21 protein-coding genes are annotated in these 25,796 nt (G+C 68.9%); 16 read left to right on the forward strand and 5 right to left on the reverse strand.

The genetic code is table 11. From position 1 onward, the window contains the following. The 4 genes from ACFWN1_RS08395 (at nt 1) to ACFWN1_RS08410 (ending at nt 5,235) form a co-directional block, all read left to right on the forward strand. Nucleotides 1-600, forward strand: a complete 600-nt coding sequence (locus ACFWN1_RS08395) for a sigma-70 family RNA polymerase sigma factor (protein WP_384359339.1) — start codon at nt 1-3, stop codon at nt 598-600. Between the two features lie 956 nt (nt 601-1,556). After that, on the forward strand, nt 1,557-3,836 hold the full coding sequence (locus tag ACFWN1_RS08400; RefSeq protein WP_384359340.1) for a heavy metal translocating P-type ATPase: 2,280 nt from the start codon (nt 1,557-1,559) through the stop codon (nt 3,834-3,836). Then, on the forward strand, nt 3,833-4,372 hold the full coding sequence (locus ACFWN1_RS08405; RefSeq protein ID WP_384359341.1) for a copper chaperone PCu(A)C: 540 nt from the start codon (nt 3,833-3,835) through the stop codon (nt 4,370-4,372). Before ACFWN1_RS08400 ends, ACFWN1_RS08405 begins: the two co-directional genes overlap by 4 nt. Nucleotides 4,373-4,743: 371 nt before the next feature. Beyond that, on the forward strand, nt 4,744-5,235 hold the full coding sequence (locus ACFWN1_RS08410; protein ID WP_384359342.1) for a MarR family winged helix-turn-helix transcriptional regulator: 492 nt from the start codon (nt 4,744-4,746) through the stop codon (nt 5,233-5,235). A 482-nt stretch (nt 5,236-5,717) separates the two neighbouring features. Here ACFWN1_RS08410 and ACFWN1_RS08415 read toward each other — a convergent pair whose 3' ends face one another. The 3 genes from ACFWN1_RS08415 to ACFWN1_RS08425 form a co-directional block, all read right to left on the reverse strand. Next, complete coding sequence (locus tag ACFWN1_RS08415) at nt 5,718-7,028, reverse strand: MFS transporter (RefSeq protein ID WP_384359343.1); 1,311 nt, start codon at nt 7,026-7,028, stop codon at nt 5,718-5,720. 144 nt (nt 7,029-7,172) lie between these two features. Continuing rightward, entirely contained in the window at nt 7,173-7,550 is a 378-nt protein-coding gene (locus ACFWN1_RS08420; RefSeq protein ID WP_384359344.1) for a hypothetical protein, read from the reverse strand. Nucleotides 7,551-8,174: 624 nt separating this feature from the next. Further along, complete coding sequence (locus ACFWN1_RS08425; protein WP_384359345.1) at nt 8,175-9,629, reverse strand: MFS transporter; 1,455 nt, start codon at nt 9,627-9,629, stop codon at nt 8,175-8,177. Between the two features lie 129 nt (nt 9,630-9,758). Between ACFWN1_RS08425 and ACFWN1_RS08430 the strand changes: the two genes are divergently transcribed. The 5 genes from ACFWN1_RS08430 to ACFWN1_RS08450 all read left to right on the forward strand — a co-directional run bounded on the left by ACFWN1_RS08430 (nt 9,759) and on the right by ACFWN1_RS08450 (nt 14,431). Beyond that, a complete protein-coding gene (locus tag ACFWN1_RS08430) occupies nt 9,759-10,706 on the forward strand; it encodes a helix-turn-helix domain-containing protein (RefSeq protein WP_384359346.1) in 948 nt (315 codons plus the stop codon). Between the two features lie 160 nt (nt 10,707-10,866). Beyond that, nucleotides 10,867-11,268 carry an ester cyclase gene (locus tag ACFWN1_RS08435; protein WP_384359347.1) on the forward strand — a complete coding sequence of 134 codons (402 nt, stop codon included), beginning with the start codon at nt 10,867-10,869 and terminating at the stop codon, nt 11,266-11,268. A gap of 263 nt (nt 11,269-11,531) precedes the next feature. Then, nucleotides 11,532-12,524 (forward strand): ABC transporter substrate-binding protein, encoded by a 993-nt coding sequence (locus ACFWN1_RS08440; protein ID WP_384359348.1) that lies wholly within the window; start codon nt 11,532-11,534, stop codon nt 12,522-12,524. Between the two features lies 1 nt (nt 12,525). Next, nucleotides 12,526-13,605, forward strand: a complete 1,080-nt coding sequence (locus tag ACFWN1_RS08445; RefSeq protein ID WP_384359349.1) for a FecCD family ABC transporter permease — start codon at nt 12,526-12,528, stop codon at nt 13,603-13,605. Between the two features lie 10 nt (nt 13,606-13,615). Beyond that, a complete protein-coding gene (locus ACFWN1_RS08450; RefSeq protein ID WP_384359350.1) occupies nt 13,616-14,431 on the forward strand; it encodes an ABC transporter ATP-binding protein in 816 nt (271 codons plus the stop codon). 509 nt (nt 14,432-14,940) lie between these two features. Here the strand turns inward: ACFWN1_RS08450 and ACFWN1_RS08455 are convergent. Both ACFWN1_RS08455 and ACFWN1_RS08460 read right to left on the reverse strand, forming a co-directional pair. Beyond that, nucleotides 14,941-15,981: an LLM class flavin-dependent oxidoreductase gene (locus ACFWN1_RS08455; RefSeq protein WP_384359351.1), complete on the reverse strand. Its 1,041-nt coding sequence runs from the start codon at nt 15,979-15,981 to the stop codon at nt 14,941-14,943. Between the two features lie 295 nt (nt 15,982-16,276). After that, a complete protein-coding gene (locus tag ACFWN1_RS08460; RefSeq protein ID WP_384359352.1) occupies nt 16,277-17,335 on the reverse strand; it encodes a hypothetical protein in 1,059 nt (352 codons plus the stop codon). A 301-nt stretch (nt 17,336-17,636) separates the two neighbouring features. Here ACFWN1_RS08460 and ACFWN1_RS08465 point away from each other — a divergent pair, with 301 nt between their 5' ends. The 7 genes from ACFWN1_RS08465 (at nt 17,637) to ACFWN1_RS08495 (ending at nt 25,667) form a co-directional block, all read left to right on the forward strand. Beyond that, nucleotides 17,637-18,581, forward strand: a complete 945-nt coding sequence (locus ACFWN1_RS08465) for an ABC transporter substrate-binding protein (RefSeq protein ID WP_384359353.1) — start codon at nt 17,637-17,639, stop codon at nt 18,579-18,581. Nucleotides 18,582-18,583: 2 nt separating this feature from the next. Continuing rightward, complete coding sequence (locus ACFWN1_RS08470) at nt 18,584-19,567, forward strand: amino acid ABC transporter permease (protein ID WP_384359354.1); 984 nt, start codon at nt 18,584-18,586, stop codon at nt 19,565-19,567. Between the two features lie 50 nt (nt 19,568-19,617). Then, nucleotides 19,618-20,370, forward strand: coding sequence for an amino acid ABC transporter ATP-binding protein (locus tag ACFWN1_RS08475; protein WP_384359359.1), 753 nt, complete (start codon nt 19,618-19,620; stop codon nt 20,368-20,370). Beyond that, nucleotides 20,367-21,593, forward strand: coding sequence for a M20/M25/M40 family metallo-hydrolase (locus tag ACFWN1_RS08480; RefSeq protein WP_384359355.1), 1,227 nt, complete (start codon nt 20,367-20,369; stop codon nt 21,591-21,593). The genes ACFWN1_RS08475 and ACFWN1_RS08480 overlap by 4 nt, the downstream gene beginning before the upstream one ends. A 151-nt stretch (nt 21,594-21,744) precedes the next feature. Further along, complete coding sequence (locus ACFWN1_RS08485; RefSeq protein ID WP_384359356.1) at nt 21,745-23,070, forward strand: cyanophycinase; 1,326 nt, start codon at nt 21,745-21,747, stop codon at nt 23,068-23,070. Nucleotides 23,071-23,129: 59 nt separating this feature from the next. Continuing rightward, on the forward strand, nt 23,130-23,999 hold the full coding sequence (locus ACFWN1_RS08490; protein ID WP_384359357.1) for a MurR/RpiR family transcriptional regulator: 870 nt from the start codon (nt 23,130-23,132) through the stop codon (nt 23,997-23,999). 645 nt (nt 24,000-24,644) lie between these two features. Further along, nucleotides 24,645-25,667 (forward strand): glycoside hydrolase family 3 N-terminal domain-containing protein, encoded by a 1,023-nt coding sequence (locus ACFWN1_RS08495; RefSeq protein WP_384359358.1) that lies wholly within the window; start codon nt 24,645-24,647, stop codon nt 25,665-25,667. The last annotated feature ends 129 nt before the right edge of the window (nt 25,668-25,796 follow it).

The following is a 25,796-nucleotide window of genomic DNA, read 5'->3' on the forward strand; positions in this document are numbered from 1 at the left end:
ATGACTCCTGCCCTGCCCGTGGTGACCGACGACACGGTCACCGCCATCGCCCTTGCCGCCGCCGGCGGAGACGCCGTAGCCGTCGAACGCTTCGTTGAGGCACTCCAGCTCGACGTACGCCGGTTCGTGACCTATCTGGCCAGCGACGCGCAAGCGGCCGACGACCTGACGCAGGACACCTTCCTGCGCGCCCTGTCGAGCCTGCACCGCTTCGAGGGGCGCTCCTCGGCACGGACGTGGCTGCTGTCCATAGCCCGCCGGGTAGTGGCCGACAGCCTGCGCCACGCCGCGGCCCGCCCCCGCATAGCCGACACCGCCGACTGGCAGGACGCCGCCGAGCGCCGCCAGGTCAAGGGGGTGCCCGGCTTCGACGAGGGCGTCGCCGTCATGGACCTCATCGACGCTCTGCCCCGCGAACGGAGGGAGGCGTTCGTACTCACCCAGTTGCTCGGCCTGTCCTACGCCGAAGCCGCCCGGCTGGGTCACTGCCCGGTGGGCACGGTCCGCTCCCGCGTCGCCCGAGCACGCGGAACGCTGGCCGCCGGCCTCGGCTACGTAGCCCCCGCACCGCAGGAAACCGGCGGCCTCCTCGCGGCCTGACCCTCGTCAGTCAGAACGGTGCCGCCGCCCCGACGTCGGGGCGGCACCGTTGTCATCTGCTGAGACGTGGCTGTTCTCACCGCCGAGCGGAGAAAACTCGTCCGGTCGGACGGCCGACCACCGCACCGGACCGCCGGAGGCGGTGAACCACCCTTCGGGAGGAAGGGCCCGCTGTGACGGACAACCGGCTCACGTAGTGGGCGAACGCGCAGGTTGCGACGACAGGTTGGCGAGGTGATGTCGACAACCGCCGCCACGGCGGCCGGAGCGAGCACGTTCGTGCCGTACCAGGTGGCCGACCGGGGGTGAAGGGCCCGATCTCGGTCGGCCGGACGGCCGGGGAGGGGCCCGCCTCGCCCATGGTCGGTGACGGATCGGGGCCGTCTGCCGTGCAGGACCGGCGGAGGCACCGCAGCGTGCAGGGCCGGCCCATGCGGACCGGACATTGCCCGTGATGGCCGAGGACTTGACGACCTCCGGAGCAGGACCTGCCCCGGGGCAGCGGGGCGGTGGTGGGCGTGTATCCGCGTTGAAATCGCGCCGGGTGCGGTCCATGTGGCGTGCGCCACGTGCTCGGCGGGGAACTCGACCGATCTTGTGCCCGACTGCTCTGGAGACGCCGCGATTCCAGGCCGTGGACCACGGTTGTTCGGAGTGAGTGCGGCGTGCCTCGTGCTTCCGGGAGGGACAGTGAGAGAGACCGTAGTAGGCGATGAGGACCTGAGGCGGGGTGCTGAAGCGGTTCGGCGCGGATGGCTTCCGCCACTTGCGCTGTTCGGCTTCGTTCTGCTGCTGGCCGTGGTGTTCGGGACTTCTTACGCAGTCGGTCATGCGGCGGGTCCCGTGGCGCCGGGGATGCACGGAACCGGGAGCGGAGGCTCTGGGGGCGGTGGATCCGACTTCGGTGACACGAGCGACATGGACGATATGGGCCCGGGTCATGGGAGTGGTGGCTGATGACGTCCGGGACGATGCCTGCCCTGACGGTGACTGACATTTCGGTCGGCGGGATGACCTGCGCGGCGTGTGTACGGCGGGTGGAGAAGAAGCTGTCGAAGCTGGACGGCGTCGTGGCGAGTGTGAACCTGGCGACGGGCATCGCGCGGGTGAGCCATCCCGAGAGTGTCGCTCCGCAGGTGCTTCTCACAGCGGTGGAACAGGCGGGCTACACCTCGCGGCTGACGGAGGCGGACCGGCGGAACGGGAAGGCCGCGGGTGGCAGGGAACAGGCGGCGGAGCGTACGGAGGAGTCCCGGCTGCTGGTCGTGGCCTTGCTGTCGGTGCCGGTGATCGCCTTGTCGATGGTTCCGGGGTTGCAGTTCCGTGATTGGCAGTGGCTGTGCTTCGTGCTGGCCGCGCCCGTAGCGGTCTGGGGTGCCTGGCCGTTCCACGAACGGGCGTTGCGCGGTGTTCGGCATGGCGCGGCGACGATGGATTCACTGGTGTCGCTGGGTGTGGTGGCGTCGTTCGCGTGGTCGGTGTACGCCTTGTTCTTCGGCGGTGCGGGGCAGCCCGGCATGGAGATGTCGTTCTCGCTGGTGCCGACGGAGACGGAAGGAGTGGCGCAGCTGTACCTGGAGGCGGCGGTCGCGGTGCCGCTGTTTGTGCTGACCGGCCGGTTTCTGGAGGATCGGGCCCGGCGCGGTACGGGTGCGGCACTGCGGTCGCTGGCCGGCCTGAGTGTCAAGGATGTCGCGGTGCGTGATCCGCGACGGGGTGAGCGGCTGGTGCCGATCGAGGAGTTGGCGGTCGGTGCTGAATTTCTGGTGCGTCCGGGCGAACGCGTGGCGACCGACGGCGCAGTGGTCGAGGGGAACTCGGCTGTGGATCACGCGCTGGTGTCGGGTGAGAGCGAGCCCGTCGAAGTGGGGCCGGGCGATACGGTGATCGGGGGCGGGGTCAACGCCGGCGGACTGCTGGTCGTGCGTGCCACAGCGGTGGGAGCCGACACGCAGCTGGCGCGCATCACCCGGATGGTGACCGACGCGCAGGCCGGCAAGGCGCGTGCACAGCGCCTGGCCGATGCGGTGGCCGGGGTGTTCGTCCCGGTGATTCTGGTGCTGGCGGTGATGACGCTGGGGTTCTGGCTGGGGGCAGACGCCGACACACAGCCAGCGATCACGGCGTGCGTCGCGGTCCTGGTCGTGGCGTGCCCCTGCGCGCTGGGTCTTGCCACGCCGACGGCGCTGATGGCGGCGACAGGCCGCGGTGCGCAACTGGGTGTGCTGGTCACCGGGGCGCAGGCGCTGGAGGGACTGCGGCACATCGACACGATCGTCCTGGACAAGACCGGGACGCTGACTTCGGGACACATGAGCATCGTTCGCGTCACGGCCGTTCCAGACGGTCTGGGAGAGCCGGAGGTGCTGCGACTGGCAGCCGCTGTCGAGGATGCCTCCGAGCACCCCGTGGGCAGGGCGATCACCGCGTACGTCCGCCGCACGGTCGAATCCCTGCCCGCTGTCGAGGGTTTCGCCGCGACACCCGGACGCGGGGTGCGGGGTCGTGTGGAGGGTCGGCTGGTCGAGGTTCTGGCCATTTCCGGAGAGCTGCCCGGCGTCCTTACCGACGCGCTTCGGGACGCCGAGGGCGCAGCGCACACGGCCGTGCAGGTGCGCGTGGAGGGTACGGTGCAGGCGGTGATCGCGGTGGGCGACATCGTGCGTGCCGGCAGCTATCGCGCCGTGGACCGGCTGCGGCGCCTTGGTGTGGAGCCGGTCCTGGCGACCGGTGACCGGGAGGCACCGGCTCGAGCGGTGGCCGCGCAGCTGGCCATCGACACTGTTCACGCCAGATGCTCTCCCGAGGACAAAGTCGCTCTGGTTGCCGCTCTGCGGGAGGAGGGACGCAGGGTTGCGGTAGTCGGCGATGGCGTCAACGACGCTGCCGCGCTCGCCTCGGCGGACCTGGGAATCGCCATGGGGACCGGCACGGACGTGGCGATCGGTGCTGCGGACGTGACGCTGGTGCGCGGGGATATCGACGCGCTGGCCGATGCCGTAGGCCTATCCCGTACCACGCTGACCATAATCCGCACGAACCTGGCCTGGGCGTTCGGCTACAACGTCGTCACCGTTCCGCTGGCGATGGTCGGCTTGCTCAACCCCATGCTGGCTGCCGCCGCCATGTCGGTCAGCTCCGTCCTGGTCGTCGCCAATAGCCTGCGTCTGCGGACCTGGCAACCAGTCCCTGCGCGCGCACGCCAGGCTCGCCAGAGGGTGAGGAGCAGTCTGTGACCGAGACCAATGCGGGAAGCGCCGTCTGCAATGCCGCTTCCTCGGCCATGCACCGGTTCAAGCGGCAGGCGCTGACCGCGGTTGCTCCGATAGGCGCGTGCCTGGTGGCACTGGGAGGGCTGACGGCCTGGACCTCGCTCGGCCATGCCGGCACTCCGCCCGACCTTGAGGTCACCCGCGCGTGGGTGTTCCAGCCGACTGGCGCCACACCGGTCACGGCCGCGTTCTTCCGCATCACCAACAAGGGCGACGGAGCGGACGCGTTGACCGAGGTGACCTCGCCTTCCGTGCGGGGGGCCATCGCCCTGAGCCGGCACCGTATGACACCGCACGGTGCGGCCTTCAGGGAACCAGCCGACCAGATCCGGGTGCCCGCTCTTCGCTCCTTGGACATGACGCCGTCGTCGAGCGATGTCACAGTGCCCGCGGACCGCGATTGGCGGGTGGGCGATGACATCTGGTTCGATCTGCGCTTCGAGCACAGTGACACCCTGCGCGTGAAGGCAGAAGTCGTACGGCCGCAGAATCCCAAGTGAAGGTTTCGTCCGCTCGCGCACGGGGTGCGACCACGACGCCGGCCCTGGTGGGCTCTCACAAATCTGCCATGCGTGTCCTGACGCGTTCCGCGGCCGGATCACGTCCCGATCCTCGATCCCGTCGTCCATGCGGACCTGCGTGCGCGCCGTCATCCGCGGTGTCTCCTGCCGCACGAGGACTTCCGGCGGGCGGCGGGGCCCGTATCGTGCGCGCCGTGCCCCTGGGCGGACGGCCGGAGCCGCGGATGTGTCGGCCTCCGTGCGTGACAGGCTCGCCTTCATGCCCTGAAAGTCCCTTCCGCGTGCTGCTGTGCGCGCGTCGGTCGCCTGTGAGGTCCGCGTCCGTACACTTACGCGTAAGGACGCGGCTGATGACTGAAGGGGACGCCTTGACGAAGCGGGTCGATGGCGCTGCGGCGACACGCATACCGGTGAACCCGGTGATGACCATGATCCTGCAGGCCCGGTCCTTGGAGTCGCGCCTGGAAACTGCCTTGCAGGAACGCGGACTCTCGATGCGTAAGCTCGGGCTGCTGGGCCATTTGGCGTCCGAGCCCGGAATCTCTTTCAGTTCGCTGGCTCGCCGGGCAGGTATTCGGGTGCAGAGTCTGCACCCCATTGTGGAGAGCATGATTACGGCTGGCCTCGTGCAGGCCGTCGGCGGCGTCGGGCAGGGCCGCGCGGCGGTCATGAAGCTGACGAATGATGGTCATGCGGCGTTGCGGAAAGCGGGCACTCTTGTGGCGGAGCTCGACGCCGAGGTCTTCGTCGATGACGACTGGCGGGATCTGCGCGCCGCTCTGGTACGGGTTGGCGAGAGCGAGTGGGCTCGACTCGTGGCGTCACACGAAACCACGGTGTAGCGGCTGGCCCCGGGTTCGCGGCACCCTGTCCGCCCGGTGGCGCATGAGCCTGTTGATCCCGCATTCGGCCGCGTACCGCTGCTTACAGTCGTCTTGCCGAGCCTCGGCTGCCGGCGCCACGCGATCCACACCCGAGGCGGTTCCCGACCCCGTCCGCCGGTACGGGGATGGTGGCCTCAATCCCACGTCTGCGCAGGTAGGAGCCCGAACGGCGTCCGGGAGCGCTCCGCTTCTGAAGTCGGAGTCGCTTCGCTGTAACGCGGTCCTCGTGTCGCAGCGCCCGGTGCATCCCGGCTGCGGCGCGGGCAGAGGTGATGGCGCGGGACAGCAGTACCGGGGGAACTGCCCGCGCCACCGTCGCCAAGCGTCAGGAGAAGAGCTCGGAGACTCGGGCGAGGTGATGCGACGGCCGCCGGGAGGAAGCACCACTCGTACGACTCGTACGACCGGACAAGGCGCGCGGGCCGTGATGTGCGGCTGCGTCATTCATGTGCCTCTCCGGTGCTCATGCGCCTACCTGCGGCCTCAGTTCCCGCCGAAGCGCCTTGCTTTCCGGCGGAAGTCTGGGACTGGCTTTCGGGCAGCGGACGTATTCGCGTCTGAACACGACGTCTGCCGTCCACGAGAAACGCGATCAGTGCGTAAAGGGTGGCAATGAGAATGGCCGCTGAATACGTCAGTGTTCCCGCAGACAGACCGACCTTGCCGATGAGCACGCCGATCAGAATGGTCGGGATGCCGTATGCAAGGTATCCCACGAGATAGATCGCAGAGAAAAGCTCTGCGCGCTCATGCGCGGCAGCGATCGGCGTCAGCGTTCCAAGCGCACCGGAGAAGGCGCACCCGAATCCGATGCCCGCGATAGCCGCCCCGATCAGAATGAGGGGGAAGCTCGCCAGCCACAATGATCCTGCCTCCAGCGTGACCCCCACCAACACGCACATATAACCCAGCGGGACGAGCTTGCGCGATGAAAGGAGGGGGCCGATCACCACTGTTGCGAGCGTCGCCGTCAGTGGCTGGAGGGCGACCAGCAGTCCGTTGATGAGGCCGCCGCGGAGGTGGAACTCGTCATGTGCGATGGATGCTGAGAGGCCGAGCATGAGCCCGGCGGCCATCCAGATCCCGATGAGGCCAGGTGTGACCGCCATGAACGATCGACGGGCAGCGGCAGGAACCCGCAGACGCGGAACCATCGCCGCGACGGCTCCGGGTTCTCTGCTCACGGTCTCGGGGGCGAAGATCAGCGCGACCAGGGCGGTCGAGAAGACGGCCAGAGCGACCGTGAACACCAGCGGGGCCGGCGCGGAGGTCAGTTGCACCGCGACACCGGTGAGAATGGCACCGATACCGAGCCCGCCAAGCGGGGCAATGCTGACCAGCAAAGCTCCGGTGCTCTTGAGGCGCGGCGGGGCGATCTCGCTGATGTACGCGCTGAATGTGCTCGTCGCGATGCCTGTCGCGACACCCTGTACCGCTCGCGCGGAAATGATCATGCCGATGTCGGTCGAAGCCAGGAACAGCGCCATCGCCACCACCTGTACGACGAGTGCGCTGAGCATCATCGGCTTGCGCCCCACGAAGTCGGACAGCGCCCCGACGGTCAGCAGCGTCAGGAGCAGCGTGAGCGCGTAGATGGAGAAGGCCACGGTGAGCTGCCAGGCCGGGAAGCCCCATTGCTGCTGATACAGCACGAGCAGTGGGCTCGGGGCGCCGGCGGCAGCCATCATCGTGAAGAACGAGACGACTGCGGCGACGAAGGCGGCGGGAGCCGGCAGTCGACGCGACGTCATCGCTCGCACCTCGGTGAGCACACTCGTCCACGTTGTTCCGTGCCGAGTTGCCGCATTTTGGCGGGTGACCTTTGCGTTGTACCTCGTAGGGGCGATGGGCACAACCACACGATGGGTCGCTGTCGTGAACACATATCTTTCAGGCTACCTGAAGGTAGAAGATTGTAGGCGGGTGCGCCCCTGGTCGCTGACGGCTGTTGGACGCACCGTCGGACGCGTCGGACACAATGCTGGATGAACGTGCGGGTCGCAGGGCCCTCGGCGCATGAAGTCGTCGACGGGCGAGGTGGAAGCGACCAGCAGGACTGTGACGACAGCGAAGCCGATCGCCGGCATCGCGAAGAACAGGCCGGCCGCGTCATCACCTCCCGTCGCGTGGTCGGCTGGGTGACAGCCGACCACCCGCGGACCGAACTCGTCGCCGAGGCCCTCCTCGTTCTTCGCCACCGCAAAGAGGGAGTTGCTCACCACGAACTCCTGGCCCAGCAGGGCCGCCGCCCGCACCGCGAACTTCGGTTTCATCGAGGTCCGGCACAACCTGAACCTGCTCCTCAGCAGCCTCGACCACCGCGGTCCCGCCGGACACGAGACCCCACTCTCAGCCTGACCACCACACCGATGGTGTCCGTCAAAGCGGGACAAGCTCAGGGCTGCTGGTGACCATGGCCTCCCCGACGCCTGTCTCTCCCGGTCTCTCCCCCGCTCGCCACGATGCGCTGACTCGGCGGACTCGTCAGCTGGTCGCGGCGACGATCACTTACTGCTTCCCCGAGGCGATCGTCGCCTTGAGCGCCGGCCTGCGCGCCTCCTTGACCGAGGCCACTGCCCACCTGGTCCCGCCGGCGCGTGGCTCCGAGTGCATGGCGCAGGCGCGGCGGAAACGGAGGTGGGGTCCGGAAGCCGCCACAGCGCCGGGGCCCATCTCGCGCGCCCCCTTTACGGCGGAGGTGCTTCCGGCTGGGCGGTTGCGCAGCCTCCCCTCCCGACACGAGAAGCCGTCCGCCGCTGCCCTGCTACACCTTCGCGAACCTTCCCGTCGCTGCTCCTCTCCCCCACGGCGTACTCGCCGGCGTTGCGCGGACCGGATGCCGGTCGGCGGGCAGGCTCCGCATTCGGCCGACGTGGCATAGCCGTGCACGGACACACCTACGCCGTTGGGGGGCCCGCTGGGTCGCGATGGTCGGCCTTCATTTTGCTTGCCACAGTGACTGCGGCGAGGACGAGAAGCGCGGCGTCGACACCGAGAGCGGTCCTCAGCGCGGTCAACGAGTGGAATCCTCCCGCCGCGGTCGCGATGGCGGACAGGACCGGCGCACCGAGCGCGATGGCCACCTGCTGAGTCATTGTGGCCATGCCGGTGGCGAGTCCTTGTTCACGATCCGCAAGCCCTGACGTCGCCGCCACCATGAACGCCACGACCGCACAGACGTGACCCATCGCCTGCAGGAACGCTGCCGCCCCGAAGAGCCACAGAGACGCATCGCCCCGGCCGATGAGGACAAGCGTGGCGATGAAACCTCCTTGCACGGTCAGCCCGGCGGCCGCTGTGAAGCGAACGCTGCTCGCTCCGATGATTCGCGGGGCCAACGTGCCGCCGATGATCGCGCCGACACCCTGAGCGCCGAATGTAAGTCCTGTCTGTAGAGGATTCAGACCCATGATGTTCTGCAGGTACATCGTCGAGAGGAACACCAGTCCGGTTTCCAGGAGGAAGGTGGCCAGGCCGGCGACATGGCCGAACAGCACGAGGCGATGGCGAAGCAACGACATCGGGACCAGCGGGGCCGGATGATGTCCCTCCGCCCGGACGAACACGCCGATGAGGACGATCGAGACCAGGAGAAGCACGAGTCCGACGACATCGCCGACGCCCTCCGCACCGAAACGCGTGGCTGCGTATACGAGCGCGATCAGGCCAGCGGTGATCAGCACGGCGCCTCTGGCGTCAAGCTTCCCCAGCGCTCGTTCCGCCGGCTCGCGGAGGACGAAGGGCCCGACCGCGACAACGAAGATCGCGACGGGAACATTGATCAGGAAGGCCCATCGCCAGGAGAGCACATCCGTGAGGACCCCTCCGAGGATCGCGCCGGCGGTAAAGCCGAACATCAGCATGACGCTACTGAGCCCCAGGGCGCGACGGCGTAGTGGGCCGTCCGGAAACGCGACCGTGAGAAGAGAGAGGGCGGCAGGAGTGACGGCCGCGGTCGCAAGCCCTTGCAGGACACGGGCGACGATGAGCACGGCCGGGGACTGTGCGAACCCGCCGAGCAAGGATGCTGCCGCAAGGACGGTCATCCCGATGAGGAACATACGACGCCGACCGACATAGTCGGCGAGTCGCCCGAACAGCAGCATGAAACCCGCCGCGCAGACGGCAAATGACGTGGCAATCCACTGAACGTTCGAGGATGCGAAGCCGAGGCTGGTCCCGACGTCCGGAAGCGCGACGTTCAGGATCGAGAAGTCCACGGACAGCATGAACTGCGATGCCAGGAGCAGCACCAGCACCAGCCGCTGCCGCGACGAGGCAACGGCCGGGTAGCGCCCTTCGGCGGGCACGTCGGATGGAGAAGCCTCAGCGGCTTCGGCGGAATTGTTCATGCCGGCCAGCGTCGATCTGCCCAGGTGGAACGGCCAGGCCCCCGACTTGCGTACCACTAGCGGCGCGTACTACCAGCAGGGTCACCCACTCTACTTTCAGTCTGCCTGTGAGTGAGGGACAGTGGGCCTATGGCACCGGACTCAGACGACACCGCAAGTTCAGCGATCACCGCGCGCTTCGGGAGCTTCTTGCGCAGCCGCCGAGCCGCACTCAGTCCTTCCGTTGCCGGGGTGCAGTCGTACGGCCTCCGGCGCGTGCCGGGCTTGCGCCGGGAGGAACTGGCCCGGCTTGCCGGTGTGAGCGTGGCCTACTACACGCGGCTGGAGCAGTCGGAAAGCGCCGAGAGCGTCTCGGAGCAGGTCATCGGCGCACTCGCGCACGCCCTGCAGCTCTCCGCCGCAGAGCACGCTCACCTGCAACGCCTGGCTCGCCCCTCGCTGACCCGCAATGTCGACCGAGCCGCCGACGGCGCCCGCGGGACAGCCGTTGCGCTCGTCAAAGACGCACCTGGTCCCGCCGTGATCCTCGATCACCGCAACGACGTACTGGCATGGAACCCGCTCGGCCATCTCCTCCTCGCGCACGACCTGGAGTACGAACGCCCCGAGCAGGCCGGACCACGGATCAACATGTCACGGCGGTTCTTCTTGCAACCGGGTGCGAGGAACCTGTACGCCGATCCGCCCGCGATGGCAAGGTCGATGGTCGGCTTCCTGCAGTACTCGTCGAGTCTTCATTCTGGCGATGCCCAACTGAGCGCTCTCGTCGGAGAATTGATACAGAGAAGCGAAGACTTCGCGTGTTTGTGGGCGCAGTATCCGGTGACCGACTGTGGATTTGGCGTGGAAAATTTCCGTCATCCCTTGGTCGGAAGGATGGAGTTGCACTACGAGGCGCTGCGGTTGCCGGGCGCCGACCACCGAATAATGATGTATCGGGCGGACTCGGATTCGCCGTCAAGCGATGCTCTCGCGATTCTCGCCACATCATTCAACGGTATTCCCCATGACGCCTTTGTGTCGTCGCCTGGGAGAGGCAAATACTTCGTGCATCGCCCGAGTGCCGCTCGCCCGTGAATTTCTCCTCGCGCAGGCAAGCCATTGAGGGTCCTAACTCCTAGAACCGCAAAGGCGGTCCGATGATAACGCGGTGCACATGGACGCCCCATGGACGACTAGAAGTCTTCGCCCTCGCCAGCAGAACTCCATACCGCAGCACCACGAAAGGGCAGATAACATGACGGATTTCGATCTTCGCGAGTTCTACATCGGCTACGGGAACGCACTGAATGAGCGTCGCTACGACGATGTCGAGAAGTTCGTGGCTGACAAGGTCGTACTGAACGGCCGGGTCAGCACTCGGGAGGAGATGATCGCCAACGTGAAGGCCACGGTTGCGGCGGTTCCGGACTTTCGGTGGGAGCTCGACGAGTTCCTCGTCGACGGTGAACGCATCGCAGCACGTGTCACCAACACCGGCACCCCCGAGAAGGAGTGGATGGGGGTGAAGCCGACCGGGCGTTCGTTTCGCATCGTCGAGCACACGATGTACCGGGTCACCGACGGCAGATTTGTCGAAATGAACTGGCTGCACGATGCCGCCGACGCTGCCCGGCAACTCGGCACAGACGCCGCCTGATCTCCCTTCTCCGAGACCCCTGCCCGGCCGGCACGGGTCTCGGAACATTCGAAACGACCGATTCGGCGTATCGCAGGTTCTCGCAGCAGGACTCCCGCGATGACGGGAACCAGCCGCCTCGGTGGAGCGACTACTCGTGAGGTACGGCGACGGTTCGTTCGCTTGCCATGGAGCACTGAGGAGAGCCGATGCGTATGAGGGCGCCGCTGATGGCGGGTATGTCCCTGCTTTGTCCCCTACTTGTGACTGGATGCTCCGGCAGCATGGACGGTGACAGCGGCACTGCCGGCAGCACGCAGGCCGCCGAGGGCTTTCCGGTCACGGTCAGCGACTGCTCCGGCAGCACGACGACGTTCGCCAAGGCGCCCGCCAAGATCGTCACAAGCAATGCCTCCAGTCTTGAGCTGCTGCTGAGGCTGGGGGCGGGGTCGAGAGTGAGCGGCACGGGATGGCCACCCGGCCGAGGCACGATGCCTGCCGCTCTGGACGCACAGGCGCAGAAGGTGAAGGTACTCAGCCGCACGGTCATACCCAAGGAGAAGCTGCTGGGCTCCGGGGCCGACCTCTACATCAACACCTTCGGTGCCATGAAAATGGGTGGCGGCGGGATGGGCGACGTCCCCAGCGAGAAGGAGTTCGCCGCAGCAGGCATCAAGCAGTTGCAGCTCAAGACCACGGCGTGCGCCGCAAAAGCGGACAGGCCCGTGACCGACCTGGCGGCCGTGGAAGAGGACATCACATCGCTGGGAGCCGTCACGGCAACCGCTGACCGTGCCCGCGCCCTGGTCGACGGCATGCGCGCAAAGGTCGATGCCGTACGGAAAGCGGTCGGCACCGTGCCGATGAGCAGGCGGCCCACGTACTTCCTGTTCGACTTCGATGCCGGGACCAAACAGCCCACCGTCGTGTGCAATCGGCAGATTGCCCACGCCGTCATCACGCTGGCCGGAGCCCGCGACATCTTCGCTGACTGCGACGACGACCGTCGTCAGGTCGGCTGGGAAGACGTGGTTGCCAAGAACCCTGACTGGATCCAGATCGCGGTGCACAACCACGGCAGCGCGTCCGCGAACAAGAGGGCGTTCGACGACGCGCACACGTGGTTGCGTACCAACGCCGCCACTAAGGAGCTCAAGGCCGTGCGGGAGGGACACCTGCTGCGCATCGGCCTGGAACGCTCCACGATCGCCGGCGTGGCAAACGCCGACACGGTCGAGGAGATCGCCAAGGCCCTGTATCCGGACAAGGTTCGCTGACGTGCTCGACCAGCGGAGTGCGACGAAAGACCGCGCTGAGGGGTGGCGATCCCTCCGCCGGATGCCGGCGGGGCCGCTCGCGGTGTTCCTGGCGATGGCGTTGATAGCGATTCTTACCTCCGCCGTCGCCCAGGGCTCCACGTCGATCCCGGCCGGCGAAGTGTGGGCCGTCGTCTGGCGCCATCTCTCCGGGGAGGCGGCCCGGCCTGGCACCGACGACCTGATCGTGTGGCAGCTGCGGCTGCCGCGCGCCCTGATGGCTGCCCTCGTCGGAGCCGGACTCGGACTCGTGGGAACCGCCATGCAGGCCCTGGTGCGCAACCCACTGGCCGACCCGTACTTCCTAGGCGTGTCCAGCGGTGCTTCACTGGCCGCCGTCACCTCCATTGTCCTCGGTCTGGGAACCGGAGGATTCCTGGGCCTGGGCCTGTCCGGTGCCGCCTTCGCCGGAGCCCTCGTCACCTTCGCACTGGTCTGGGCCATCGCGCGGCGCGGCGGACGTTTCGCGCCCCTGCGCTTGGTCCTGGCTGGTGTGGCCATCGGACAGTTCCTGTCTGGAATCACCAGCTACCTCGTCCTGCAGAGTGAGGACGAGCAGCAGACTCACAGTGTCCTGTTCTGGCTCATGGGATCCTTCAGTGGCGCTTCCTGGCCCCTCCTCGCAGCCCCAGCAGTCGCTGTTCCCGTCGTGTTCCTGCTGCTTCAGGCCCGTGCACGCGCCCTCAACGCCCTGCTGATGGGCGATGAGAGCGCCGCCGGCCTCGGGGTCGATGTCGTCCGGCTGCGCCGGGAACTGTTCACCCTCACCAGTTTGCTGACCGGCGTGCTCGTTGCCGTGTCCGGCGCCATCGGCTTCGTCGCACTGATGGTGCCCCATGTGTGCCGCCTCGTCGTCGGCGGGGAACACCGGCGTCTGCTGCCGATCTCCGCCCTTTTCGGGGCTGTCCTTCTCGTCGCCGTGGACCTGGTCTGTCGCGTCGTACTGGACACCCAGGAACTTCCGGTCGGCGTCGTCACCTCACTCATCGGCGCTCCGACCCTGCTCTACCTGCTCAACCGCCGACTGGCCAAGGAAAGCTGAAGGACACCACGTGAGGATCGACATCCAGAACCTGCACGTCGCCTACGCCGGACGTACCGTCGTAGCAGGCGCTCAGTTGATCGCCGCCGACGGCGAGATCACCGGAATTGTCGGCCCCAACGGCAGCGGCAAGTCCACTCTCCTGCGCAGCGTGTACCGGCACCTGCAACCCCGGGCCGGACGTGTCCTGCTGGACGGCGCCGACCTGACCACCTTTACCGCCAGCCGTGCCGCCCGGCACATCGCCGCCCTGCCCCAGGAACGCGGCGACGACTCCGAACTGACCGTACGCGAAGTGACCGCCATGGGCCGTACGCCCTACAAGCGTGCCTTCGAAGGCGACAACGCCGCCGACAACGACATCGTCGACCGTGCCCTCGCGGACACCGGCATGAAGGAACACGCCGCACGCCGCTTCACCGAGCTGTCCGGAGGCGAGCGCCAGCGCGTGCTTCTCGCCCGCGCCTTCGCCCAGCAGCCCGACGTCCTGGTTCTCGACGAACCCACCAACCATCTGGATGTCCACCACCAGAGCGAACTGCTCGCCCTCCTGCGAGCCCGCGCCTCGACCACCCTCGTGTCACTCCACGACCTCAACATGGCCGCTGCCGTCTGCGACCGGCTCCACGTCCTGCATGCGGGCCACGTCGTCGCTTCCGGAACACCCCACGCCGTACTCACCCCCGAGCTTCTCGCCGAGGTGTTCCACGTGCGGACCGCCGTCATCGAGCACCCGCTGACCGGCGCCCCGCTCATCGCCTACGATCACCGCGGCATGACGACCCCTTCGGCGGTGCACCCGCCTTCCCAGAGGCCGTCCTCATGAGAGCCGCTCATCCGCTCTGGGGGACGTTTGTCCGCCTGAGCGAGGACGACACCGATGACGGCTGCGCGCACGGAGGTGCCGGTGTCATGTCCAGGAAGGTTGTGGACGGGTGAGGCAGGTCGCGGCTGAGGCGTCTCGAACAGGCCCACCCCGCCCCCGGACCGCACCGAACGCCGGATGATCAAGGTCCGCGTGTCGACGTACGACTCGTCCAGCCATACTCCCCCGGCCCTCACGCCGTCCCATGCGACCGGGGCGACCAGCGTCGTCACCACGGGCTCGTGCCCGTCCAGGAACCAGACCTCCGCGTCGAGACCGAAATGCTTCGGACGGAACTCCTCGATACCCTGCGCCTCGATACCCCGAGACCGTCAGCACCGGCGGAAGTCCTTGACCCGGCGAACCTTGGCGGTCACAGCACTGGCAAGGTCTCTGCGGGACCGCCCCGGCTCGGGGTGGACGGCAGGTCGTCCGATGCGCTGACGGGTAGCGGACCCGGCCGCTGGTGATCAGCCGCCGGGGTGTCCGCCGTCAGGGCGCCCCAGCGCGGGGCCGAGCTTCGTCGCGATGTCGGTGAGGATCTGTACGTAGTCCTCGTGCCGGAAGGTGAACGGCAGCGCGAACGCCACCTCGTCCACCTCGCGGAACCCCGCGTGCGCGTGCAGCCGCTCGGCGATCTCCTCGCTGGTGCCCACCAGATCCGGCGCGAACAGCAGCCGCGCCGGACCCTGCGGTGAGGCCGTGCGGGGCAGCCGGGCGGCGGCGAACTCGGCGTACCGCGCCCGCTGTCCGGCCGTCGCGGAGTCGGTCGGGATCACCACCAGACCCTGGGAGACCCGGGCCGCCGCCCCCTCGGGGTGCCGCGCGCGGAACTCCCGGATCTGGGCCGCCTGGATCGCCGCGAAGTCCAGCGGGGCGTCGGGGTCCTCGGCCTTGACCACACTGCTGGTGAGCAGGTTCATGCCCTGCTCACCGGCCCAGCGCGCCGAGGCCAGGCTGCCACCGCCGTACCACATGCGTCGGGAGAGGCCGGGAGAATGCGGCTGGACGGTGTCGGAGTACTCCTCGAAGCCTTCGGCGCCCTTGAAGTTGGTGGCCGGCTCACCCGCGACGAGGTCGAGGAGCCGGCGCACTCGCCCGTACCCGAAGTCCTCCGCCTCGGCGGAGGCCGGGTAGAGCGCCTCCTTGACCTGGTCGTAGTGGATCGGCGGTCCGGCGCTGACCCCGGGATTGAGGCGGCCGCCGGAAAGCACGTCCACCGTGGCCAGGTCCTCGGCGAGGCGCAGCGGGTTCTCCCAGCCCAGCGGGATCACCGCCGTGCCCAGCTCGATGCGCCGGGTGCGCTGCGAGGCGGCCGCGAGCACGGCGACAGGCGACGAGATGCCGTACTGGAGGTGCCGGTGCCGCAGCCAGGCGCTGTCGAAACCCAGCCGCTCCCCCAGCTCGATGATCTCCAGCGTGTCGGCGTGACCCCGGGCGGGCTCCGCCGGATCGAACAGCCCGATCGTCAGAAACCCCAGCTTGCGCAGTGGACGCGACATGGACGCCACGGCCTCCTCCCCCACTCGGACGGTACTCGAAGCGCTCCGGCCGCACTCGGCCGGAACAAGGTCGATTATCGCAGCCGGATGTGACAACCGCGTGATCGGAATGACGGCGCAGCCGTCGAACACGGCTCCGGGGCGAGGTTGAGCTGACTCTGCGCGCTCTGCGGCGCCCGCGCGAACTCGGTGTCGACGGCGCACTCGTAGGTGAGTATCCCGCTTCCGGGTCACCGGGAGGAGCGCGGCCTGCCGGTGCCCCGCCGGCAGGCGCGGTCCGCGGCGTGGCGACGTGCTCAGCCGTTCAGCCGCATGAGCCCGGCGGTGTTCCGTCGTACAGCCCGGAGTCGGCACGGCCGTTGGTGACGCTGCGCAGGTAGTAGCCGCAGGTGGGGCGCTGGGCGAAGTCGAACGTGGCGCCCGGCTCCAGGTGCCAGATCTTGAAGTTCCTGTACGTCAGAGACTGGCCTGAGACGGCCCTCTCGGGCTGGTGGTCGGCGAGGACGACGTAGGCGTCGGCGCCGTAGAGCGTCGCTCTGCCCTGCGCGTCGAGGTAGAGCGAGCCACCGCCTTCGTTCACGCCCACGCCCCACGCCTTGCCCCCTGCCGTCAGGCGGTCCTTGACCGCTCTCGCGGTGAAGGACATCAGACGGCCCATCCGGTCGCGGGCGACGAAGTGGGAGTCGTTGATGGTGTCCGCGTAGTGGGGCCAGGAGAACATGCCGGTGGTGAAGGTGGCGTACGAGTCGTAGGGGTCGGCGAGCGCCTCACTGCTGGTGATGCTGCCCCTGCAGGCGTCGTACACGATTGGGCTGTTGATGTGGGTGCCGGCGCTGCCGCCCCCGGCTCCGCCGCCCTTGGCGACGACGGACCTGACCGACGCCTGGAGGCCGGTGCCCTTCCACGCCGTGTAGCGGCACTGGTCGCCGCCGGCGAAGTAGACGAACTCCGCGTTGCGGATGTCCTGGTTCACCTGTGCGTTGTTGCCGTCCGACGTGGCGGTGAGGGTCCAGGTCGTACAGGAGTTGACGCCCTGGAGACCCATCACGGTGTCGCACTCGGGGGTGGCGCTGCCGGACGAGGGGGCCGAACCCGCCAGGACCACGACGTCGAGGCTGCCGCTCCCGCCGCGGACCGCGTCGATCGCGCGGCCCATGGACGCGGCGACGACACCACCGTCGCCGTTCATCGTGAAGGCGGGGCCGGACCAGGAGGCGCGGCTCGCGTCGGCAGCGCTGCCCAGGCGGACCCGGTCGGCCCGCGCCTGGGCGGGCGGCGCCGCGAGTCCCGCGCAGGTCAGGGCGAGTATGGAGGCCAGCAGCGCCGTGCGCAGGGCACCGCGGCCGTCGGAGAGGGATTTCACGGAGTCTCCTTCCGCTCGCACCTCTTGGCGCGGCGTCGGTACGCCGATCACGTCCAGAGGCGAACTCGGAACATACAAGTCGGGCTTCGTCGACGCCATATGTAATCGAGGAAATCTCTTGCCTCAGCGCGATGAAGCGGCGCGTTGCCCTTGTTCTGACTGCCATATGGAGCTTCATGCCGGTCGCTGCCGCGCGTTATCCGAACGTAACGAGCGTTACATCTAGGCAGACCTGCATGCGGGATGTAATTTCCGTGCTCGTACAGCCCGCCGGCTCCGCCGCAAGCGAAGAGAGACCTCCGTGACTTCCAGATCCGCATCGCGCCATCTCGTTCCGGCCGCTGCCACCACAGCGCTCGTCTGTCTCCTCGGAGCATGCGGCAACGACTCCGGCGGCACGGGCGGCGAAGCCCCCGCCTCACTGAAGATCGCCGGGGTCACGGTCAAGAAGGACGCCCGGCTGCACGCCTCGCTGCCGGACCCCGTCAGGAAGGCGGGTACCGTGCGCGTCGCCACCGACGTGCCCTACGCACCCTTCGAGATGTTCGTGAAGGAGGGCGGCAGCGAACTGACCGGTCTGGACTACGACTTGGGGCAGGCGCTGGGAGCCCGGCTCGGCGTGACCCTCAAGTTCACCCCGCAGAAGTTCGACGGCATCGTCCCGGCGATCCAGGCCGGCAAGTTCGACGCGGCGATGTCGGCGATCACCGACAACAAGGAACGTCAGCAGGTCGTCGACTTCGTCGACTACTCGCAGTCGGGTTCCGGGATTCTCGTCGCCGAGGGCAACCCGAAGAAGATCGCGACGCTGGACGACCTGTGCGGCCGCAAGGTCGCCGTGCAGGCCGCGACGAACCAGCTGAAGCTGCTCAAGGCCCACCAGAAGGAATGCGGTGGCAGGGAGCTGGAGATCCAGACGTACCCGAAGGACTCCGACGCCCAACTGGCGCTGCGCTCCGGCAAGGTGGACGCCGAGGTCCTGACGAAGCCCGCCGCCGGCTGGACCGCGAAGACCGCCGACGCGGGCCACGCCTTCGACCTGGTGGAGGACCCCGGGGCGCCCGGCGGCTACAACGCCTCCCCCAACGGCATCGCGATATCCAAGAAGCTGCCGGGGCTGACCGGCGCCGTACAGAAGGCGCTGCAGTCACTCATCGACGACGGCACCGTGAAGAGGATCTACGCCAAGTACGGGGTCGCCTCGATCGCCCTGAAGAGCGCCACGAAGAACGCGGCGGTGGACTGATCATGACCACCGCTTCCGTCACCGCGGGCACATCCCGCACCGATGCCCCGCCGCCCGGCGAGCCTCGGATCGTGCCGGTCCGGCACTGGGGCCGCTGGATCGCGGCGCTCGCCGCGCTGTGGGCCGTCGGCGGCCTCATCGGCTCACTCGCACGCAATGCCAACCTGCACTGGGACCTCGTCGGGGACTACCTCTTCAAGGGGCTGATCTTCGACGGCCTGGCCACCACACTGTGGCTGACCGCGGCCGCGATGGCGCTCGGCCTGGTCCTGGGCACGTTGCTCGCCGTACTGCGCCTGTCGCGGAATCCGGTGCTGTACGGCCTGTCGACGCTGTTCGTCTGGGTCTTCCGGGGCACGCCGCTGCTCGTCCAGATCATCTTCTGGGGGTACGCCGCCGCCCTCTACAAGAAGGTGCTGATCGGTGTCCCGTTCACCGACATCACCTTCTTCAGCGGGGACACCAACGCCCTTCTCACCCCGTCGGTCGCCGCGCTGCTGGCACTCGGTCTCAACGAGGCCGCCTACGCGAGCGAGATCGTGCGCGCCGGTATCCAGTCCGTCGATCCGGGACAGACCGAGGCCGCCCACTCACTCGGCATGCGGCCGGCCCTCACCATGCGCCGGATCGTTCTGCCGCAGGCGATGCGCGTGATCATCCCGCCGATGGGCAACGAGACCATCAACATGCTGAAGATGACCGCGCTGGTGTCGGTGATCGCCGCTCATGACCTGATGTCGAACATCCAGGACGTGTACGCGCAGAACTATCAGGTCATCCCGATGCTCATGGTCGCCAGCCTCTGGTACCTGGCACTGGTCACTCTGCTGAGCCTGCCGCAGGCGTGGCTGGAACGCCGCTACGGCCGCGGCCGGTCCGCCGGCCGTGTGTCACCGCTGACCCGCCTGTTCTCCGGCGGTGTCCTCGCTCGCAGACCCGCGACCGCCCAGACCGACACGAACGAGACAGCGAAGGGTCCGGCATGACCACCGCCTCACCGACCGCGCACGGCGCCACACCGACCGGGGCCGAGCCGATGGTGCGCGCCGAGGGCGTGCGCAAGAGCTTCGGCCGCCTGGAGGTGCTCAAGGGCATCGACCTGACCGTGGAACCCGGTCAGGTGTGCTGCCTGCTCGGGCCCTCCGGGTCAGGCAAGTCGACCTTCCTGCGCTGCGTCAACCACCTCGAAAAGATCGACGGCGGCCGTCTGACCGTGTCCGGAGTGCCCGTCGGCTACCGCGAACGCGGCGGCAGCCTGTACGAGTTGCGCGAACGCGAGGTGGCGGAGCACCGGCGCTCCATCGGCATGGTGTTCCAGCGTTTCAACCTCTTCCCGCATCTGACCGCTCTGGAGAACGTGACCGAGGCGCCCCTGCGGGTGGCACGTCGGCAGCGGGCACAGGTCCGCGAGGAGGCGATGGAACTCCTGGACCGTGTCGGCCTCGCCGACCGGGCGCGGCATCACCCCGCCCAGTTGTCCGGCGGCCAGCAACAGCGCGTCGCGATCGCCCGAGCGCTGGCCATGAAGCCGCGGCTCATGCTGTTCGACGAGCCGACCTCCGCCCTCGATCCGGAGCTGGTGGGTGATGTCCTGGACGTCATGCGGTCCCTGGCCGAGGACGGCATGACCATGATGGTGGTCACCCACGAGATCGGCTTCGCCCGCGAGGTGGCCGACACCGCCGTCTTCATGGACGACGGAGTCGTGGTGGAAGCGGGCGATCCGCGGATCGTACTGACCCGGCCGCGGCAGGAGCGCACCCGTGCCTTCCTGTCGAAGGTCCTGTGAGCGCCCCGGTCGCCGGCCGTCCCACCACGGACAGCCTGCTGGCGCACACCCGCACCTCCCTCCCCCGCTATCTCGACGAACTGGCGCAGCTGGTCGCGGTGGACTCCGGCTCGTACAGCGCCGACGGCGTCAACCGCGTCGCCGACTGGGTCGAGGGCCGCATGCACGGGCTCGGCTTCACCGTGGAGCGGCTGTCCGGGGGAACGCTGCCCACGGGGCAGGCCGCCGGAGACGTTCTCGTGGCACGCCGGGCGGGCGCGCTCGCCCACGTGGACGGCGCGCGCCGTATCCTCCTGGCCGGCCACATGGACACCGTGTTCGACGACGGGACCGCAGCGGCGCGTCCCTTCACCCTGGGGGGCGATCACGCGTACGGCCCCGGCGTGAGCGACGACAAGGGCGGCCTCCTCGCCGGTATCCATGCCGTCGACGCGCTCGACGCGCTCGGCTGGGACCAGTACGCCGAACTCGTCCTGCTGGCGACGCCCGACGAGGAGATCGGGTCACCGGTGAGCCGGCCGGTGACCGAGGCCGCCGCGGCCGCGGCCGACTGCGCGCTGGCACTGGAGTGCGCGCGGGAGAACGGTGACCTGGTCATCGCCCGCAAGGGGGTGGCCGATCTCCGCGTCACGGTCACCGGCCGCGCCGCGCACGCCGGGATCGAACCGGAGCGGGGCGCCCACGCCGCCCTGGCCGCGGCCCACCTCGTGGTCGCGCTCCAGGCCCTGAACGGCCGGTTCCCGGACGTGAGCGTCAACGTCGGTGTGGTACGGGCCGGTTCGCGGCCCAACATCGTGCCCGCCGAGGCGGAGCTGCACGTCGAGATCCGGTCGTCGAGCGCACACGGCCTCGACGACTGCCGCCGGGCGGTCGAGGACCTGGCCCGGACACCGTCTGTTCCCGGCACCCGCACGGTGGTGGAGGTCACGGACGTGTGCCCGCCGATGGAGGACACGGCGCCGGTCCGCCGGCTCGCCGAGACGGCCCTCCGGGTCGGAGCCGCGCTCGGGCTGCGGGTCGGCACGGCCGCGACCGGCGGCGTCGGGGACGCGAACATCATCGCCGGGACCGGTACCCCGGTCCTTGACGGACTCGGGCCCGTGGGCGGCGGGGACCACGGACCCGACGAGTGGTTGGACGTGTCTTCGGTCCCCGGGCGCGTCGCTCTCCTGGCCGCGCTGATCACCGAGTTCGGCGACACACACGGCGGCCCACGCCTGTGACCTGCCCGCGCGGCGGCCCGTGTCCGTGACCCTCCCGCGTCCCGGCCGACGCGCGGCAGCCCGGGAAAGCACCGTCCCCCGCACCATCGCCCCCGCGCGACCCGCGTGTACGGCGCGCGCGGCCCACCTCTCTTCCCAGGAGCATTCCGCGATGAGCACACCTTCGAAGCACCGTCCGCCGCGTGGCGTCCGCCGCACCGTCGGCGCGGCCGGTCTCGCCGTCTGCCTCGGCTTGATCGGCGCGAGCCCGGCCCCCGCCGTCCCGTACGGTGCGGCGCCCTCGCACCACGGTCCCGGCTCGCTCGTCCTGGTGGGCGGCGGCCTCAAGGACGACAACGCCCGGGTGTACGGGGAGATCGTCCGCCGCGCGGGCGGCCCCGGACGAGCCCGCATCGGCATTCTGACCGCCGCGTCCGTGCCCCCCGGTCAGGACCCGGACGCCGGCGATCCCGCCAAGTGCAGCAACTCCGAGTGCAACGGCGCCTATTACGCGGATCTCTTCCGACGCCACGGGGCTGCGGACGCCCAGTGGGTCCCGGTGGACCTGGACCACATCGCCAACGCCGACTCCGACGCGGTGGTCACGCAGATCAACTCGATGACCGGGTTCTTCTTCGGCGGCGGCGATCAGTACCGGTACGTCACCACGCTGCTGCACGGCGCACGGCACACCGACTCCAAGGTGCTCGCCGCGATCCGCGCCAAGCTGACCGGCGGCGCCGTGGTCTCCGGCTCCAGCGCCGGCGCCCAGATCGCGTCCGGCCCCGACATGGTCACCGGCGGCGATTCCTACCCGGCGCTGCGGGACGGCAGCAGACCCGGGTACTTCGACGACCCGACCGTCCTCGGCTATCTGCCCCGGGGCGGTTTCGGCTTCCTGCGCTCGGGGCTGCTCGACACCCACACCGGGACCACGGGACGCGAGGGGCGCGCGCTGCGCCTGGCCGCCGACACCGGCCACGACATCGTCTACGCCCTCGACGAGGACACGGCCCTCGTCGTCGACCGTCCGGGCAGCGGGCACGAGCGGGTGGGTGTCATCGGCAGCCAGGGCGTCAGCGTCCTGAACCTGTCCGCCGCCCGCGAGGGAGAAGGGCCAGCGGGCTGGCACCTGCACAACGCCCGCTACAGCTACCTGACATCGGGCGACAGCTACGACCCCCGCACGGGAAAGGTGGCCGCGCCGGGCAAGCGCCGGCTGGCCCCGGCCCCGTACGGACCGGTGCCGCCCAACACGGACGTCTTCTACTCCCCCGACAACGTCGCGGGCACGCCGTACAGCCTGCGCACCACGGCCCGCGCACTGGCTGCTTCCGCGCGTCGCTCCGCCACCGCGACGACGTACGAGAGCGGGCCCCGGTTCACCGTCACCCTGACCGAACCCCGCGGCTTCCGACCGCTCAGCGCGGACGGAACCACGCCGCAGACGCTGCTGGACCTGCGCCTGGACCTCGACTCCGACGCCGGCACCGACTGACCCGGCGACGCCCGCAGCGTTAGTCTCGACGCACCGCTCACCCCGCAAAGGAACGTTCCATGGCCAAGGGCACCCTCGCCGACCAGATCCGCCAGCAGCTGGGGGAACTCAGCCCCGCGGAGCGCAGGGTCGGCAGGGTGCTCCTCGCCGACTACCCCGCCGCCGGTTTCGAGACGGTGGCCGTCGTGGCCGAACGGGCCCGGGTCAGTGCCCCGACGGTGCTGCGGTTCGTGGGGCGCTTCGGATTCCGGGGCTTTCCCGACTTCCAGTCCGGTCTGCGCGCGGAGCTGGAGGAGCGCAGCGCCTCTCCCCTGTCCCTGTACGAGGCGGCGGGCCGGGGAGCGAGCGAGCAGGAAGGCGACGAGAGCCTGCTGAACCAGGGCCGTCGGGTCTTCACGGCGGCGCTCGCGCAGACCTACGACGAACTGTCCCCGCATGACCTGGAGCGCGCCGTCGAGCTGCTGAGCGACCCTAAGCGACGGATCACGCTCACCGGCGGCCGCTTCACCGCCCACCTGGCCGGGTATCTGGCGCTTCATCTGATGCAGTTGCGCGACGGTGTCTCGGTGCTGTCCGAGCGCACCGTGGAACGGACCGCGGCCATGACGAGCTGGGGACGCCGTGATGTCCTGGTCGTCTTCGACTACCGGCGCTACGAGCCGGACAAGGCGGCGCTCGTCGAGCTGCTCCACGAGCGGGGCGGCCGGGTCGTCCTCTTCACCGACCCCTGGCTGTCGCCCGCCGCCGCCCATTCCGAGGTGGTGCTTGCCGCCCAGGTGACCACCCCCTCCCCGTACGACAGCCTGGTGCCGACCATGGCCGTGATCGAGACGGTCGTGGCCGGCCTGGTGCGCGCCCTCGGCGAGGAGGCCCACACCCGCCTCAAAGAAGGCGAACGGCTCGCGCGAGCCACGGGTCTGCTGTCCTAGAGCGACACCCAGGTCGGTACTGCTGCCTCGTCCGGCGCCCATCTCGGGGGCCCGGACGGCACGCGCTGGACAGGCGACGCCGTCGCCGTCATCGTCGCCGGCTGCGGCGGCGGGACTGACCTTCGCGGTGTGCCTGATCGTGGTCATGCTCGCCCCTTGCCATCGTGATCGGGACGAGGGGATCGGCCACCGTCACCAGCAGCGGATGCTGGACGAGCGCGGCGCTCCACTCCGGGCTGATCTCCGGCCTCAGCGGCCTCCCGGCGCGGTGGTCCCCCAGCGCCGGCACAGGCCGCCGGCAGCATTGCGGCGACGCCTTCAGCGTGGGTTCCTCGCGGCTCTGCCAGCTGCGAATCCGACGGCGTGCCCGTGTGTTGATACCATGGACATGGCAATCGAGTCATCCGCCCGGCGTCCGTACACGGCCGCCAGCAGGCACAGTCGGAGTATCTCATGGCAACACGCCGATCGCGCGCTCGTCGCTCCAGCATCAGGCGTCCTGTCCGGCTCGCCTCATCCCTCGCGTTGTCGCTCGCGGTGGCGGGGGTGGGAAGCGTGGCGGTGTCACGGGCCGCCGTTGTCGATCCGCCCGGGACCTCAGCCAGGTCCGCGTCGAACACGTGCGCCGACAGGACCTTCAGGACCATGACGGCTTCCCAGCGAACAGGTCAGCTCTTCATGGGCTCGGTCAAGCCGTCCGCCCCTGACAGCAGGCGCATCCAGATCATGCGTCAGTACCACGTCGGATCGGTGTTCCTCGCCGGTCGGAGCAAGGCGGGGACCAAGGCCACCAAGAGCCTTGTCAGCGGCCTGCAGGCCAAGGCGGACACCGTGGCCGGGCACCGCGTGGGTCTCCTGGTGTCGACCGACCAGGAGGGCGGCCAGGTACAGGTGCTGTCCGGCCCCGGTTTCTCGACCATCCCGAGCGCACTGAAGCAGGGAAGCTGGACGACGTCGAAGCTGTCCGGGCAGGCCGCCGTCTGGGCCGAGGAGCTGAAGGCGGCCGGCGTGAACCTCAACCTCGCCCCCGTCGCCGATGTCGTGCCGGCGAGTCTGGGCCGGGGCAACGCTCCCATCGGCAGGTACGACCGCGAGTTCGGGCACACCGCCGGGGTCGTCGCCCCTCACAGTGATGCGTTCCTGGCGGGCTCCGCGCGGTCCGGAGTACTGGCCACGCTCAAGCACTTCCCGGGGCTCGGATACGTACGCGGTAACACCGACACCACGGCCAATGTCGTGGACACCGTGACGACCAGCAGGAGCGCGAGCGTCAAAGCGTTCCAGTCCGGCATCAAGGCCGGGGCACCGTTCGTCATGATCTCCTCGGCCACCTACAGCAAGATCGACCCGAAGAACCGGGCGGCGTTCTCCTCGAAGGTGATCCAGGATCTGCTCCGGAAGACCTCGGGCTTCAGGGGCGTGGTCATATCCGATGATCTCGGCAACGCGGTGGCGGTGAAGTCGGTGTCCCCCGGCGACCGCGCCGTGAGGTTCCTGTCGGCCGGTGGCGACGTCGTCCTCACGGTCGAACCGAACCTGATCCCGGCGATGGTCAAGGCGGTGCAGAGTCGCGCGCGGCAGAGCCCCACAGTCAGCAAGCAGGTCGACGCTGGTGTCCACCGCGTGCTGAACGCCAAGGAGAAGGCGGGCCTGCTGACCTGCGGCTGACCCTCGGCGTCACTCCGGAGCGGATGGCCTGGAAGCGGGCCTCGGATTCTCTCCGGTGACGGATCTTCTGTCGGAGAACGACAGCAGGCGGTGCCCTGGTTCGGGGCACCGCCTGTTGTCGTGTGGGGG

It is taken from the genome of Streptomyces sp. NPDC058459 (assembly GCF_042721685.1).
GTDB lineage: Bacteria > Actinomycetota > Actinomycetes > Streptomycetales > Streptomycetaceae > Streptomyces.

Coding starts and splice junctions, on each gene's coding strand:
- ACFWN1_RS08425 (WP_384359345.1), bottom strand. CDS start 9,629: ATGAACAATTCCGCCGAAGCCGCTGAGGCTTCTCCATCCGACGTGCCC.
- ACFWN1_RS08395 (WP_384359339.1), top strand. CDS start 1: ATGACTCCTGCCCTGCCCGTGGTGACCGACGACACGGTCACCGCCATC.
- ACFWN1_RS08495 (WP_384359358.1), top strand. CDS start 24,645: ATGACGGCTTCCCAGCGAACAGGTCAGCTCTTCATGGGCTCGGTCAAG.
- ACFWN1_RS08415 (WP_384359343.1), bottom strand. CDS start 7,028: ATGACGTCGCGTCGACTGCCGGCTCCCGCCGCCTTCGTCGCCGCAGTC.
- ACFWN1_RS08485 (WP_384359356.1), top strand. CDS start 21,745: ATGAGCACACCTTCGAAGCACCGTCCGCCGCGTGGCGTCCGCCGCACC.
- ACFWN1_RS08430 (WP_384359346.1), top strand. CDS start 9,759: ATGGCACCGGACTCAGACGACACCGCAAGTTCAGCGATCACCGCGCGC.
- ACFWN1_RS08435 (WP_384359347.1), top strand. CDS start 10,867: ATGACGGATTTCGATCTTCGCGAGTTCTACATCGGCTACGGGAACGCA.
- ACFWN1_RS08470 (WP_384359354.1), top strand. CDS start 18,584: ATGACCACCGCTTCCGTCACCGCGGGCACATCCCGCACCGATGCCCCG.
- ACFWN1_RS08420 (WP_384359344.1), bottom strand. CDS start 7,550: ATGAAACCGAAGTTCGCGGTGCGGGCGGCGGCCCTGCTGGGCCAGGAG.
- ACFWN1_RS08475 (WP_384359359.1), top strand. CDS start 19,618: ATGGTGCGCGCCGAGGGCGTGCGCAAGAGCTTCGGCCGCCTGGAGGTG.
- ACFWN1_RS08410 (WP_384359342.1), top strand. CDS start 4,744: ATGACTGAAGGGGACGCCTTGACGAAGCGGGTCGATGGCGCTGCGGCG.
- ACFWN1_RS08400 (WP_384359340.1), top strand. CDS start 1,557: ATGACGTCCGGGACGATGCCTGCCCTGACGGTGACTGACATTTCGGTC.
- ACFWN1_RS08490 (WP_384359357.1), top strand. CDS start 23,130: ATGGCCAAGGGCACCCTCGCCGACCAGATCCGCCAGCAGCTGGGGGAA.
- ACFWN1_RS08440 (WP_384359348.1), top strand. CDS start 11,532: ATGGACGGTGACAGCGGCACTGCCGGCAGCACGCAGGCCGCCGAGGGC.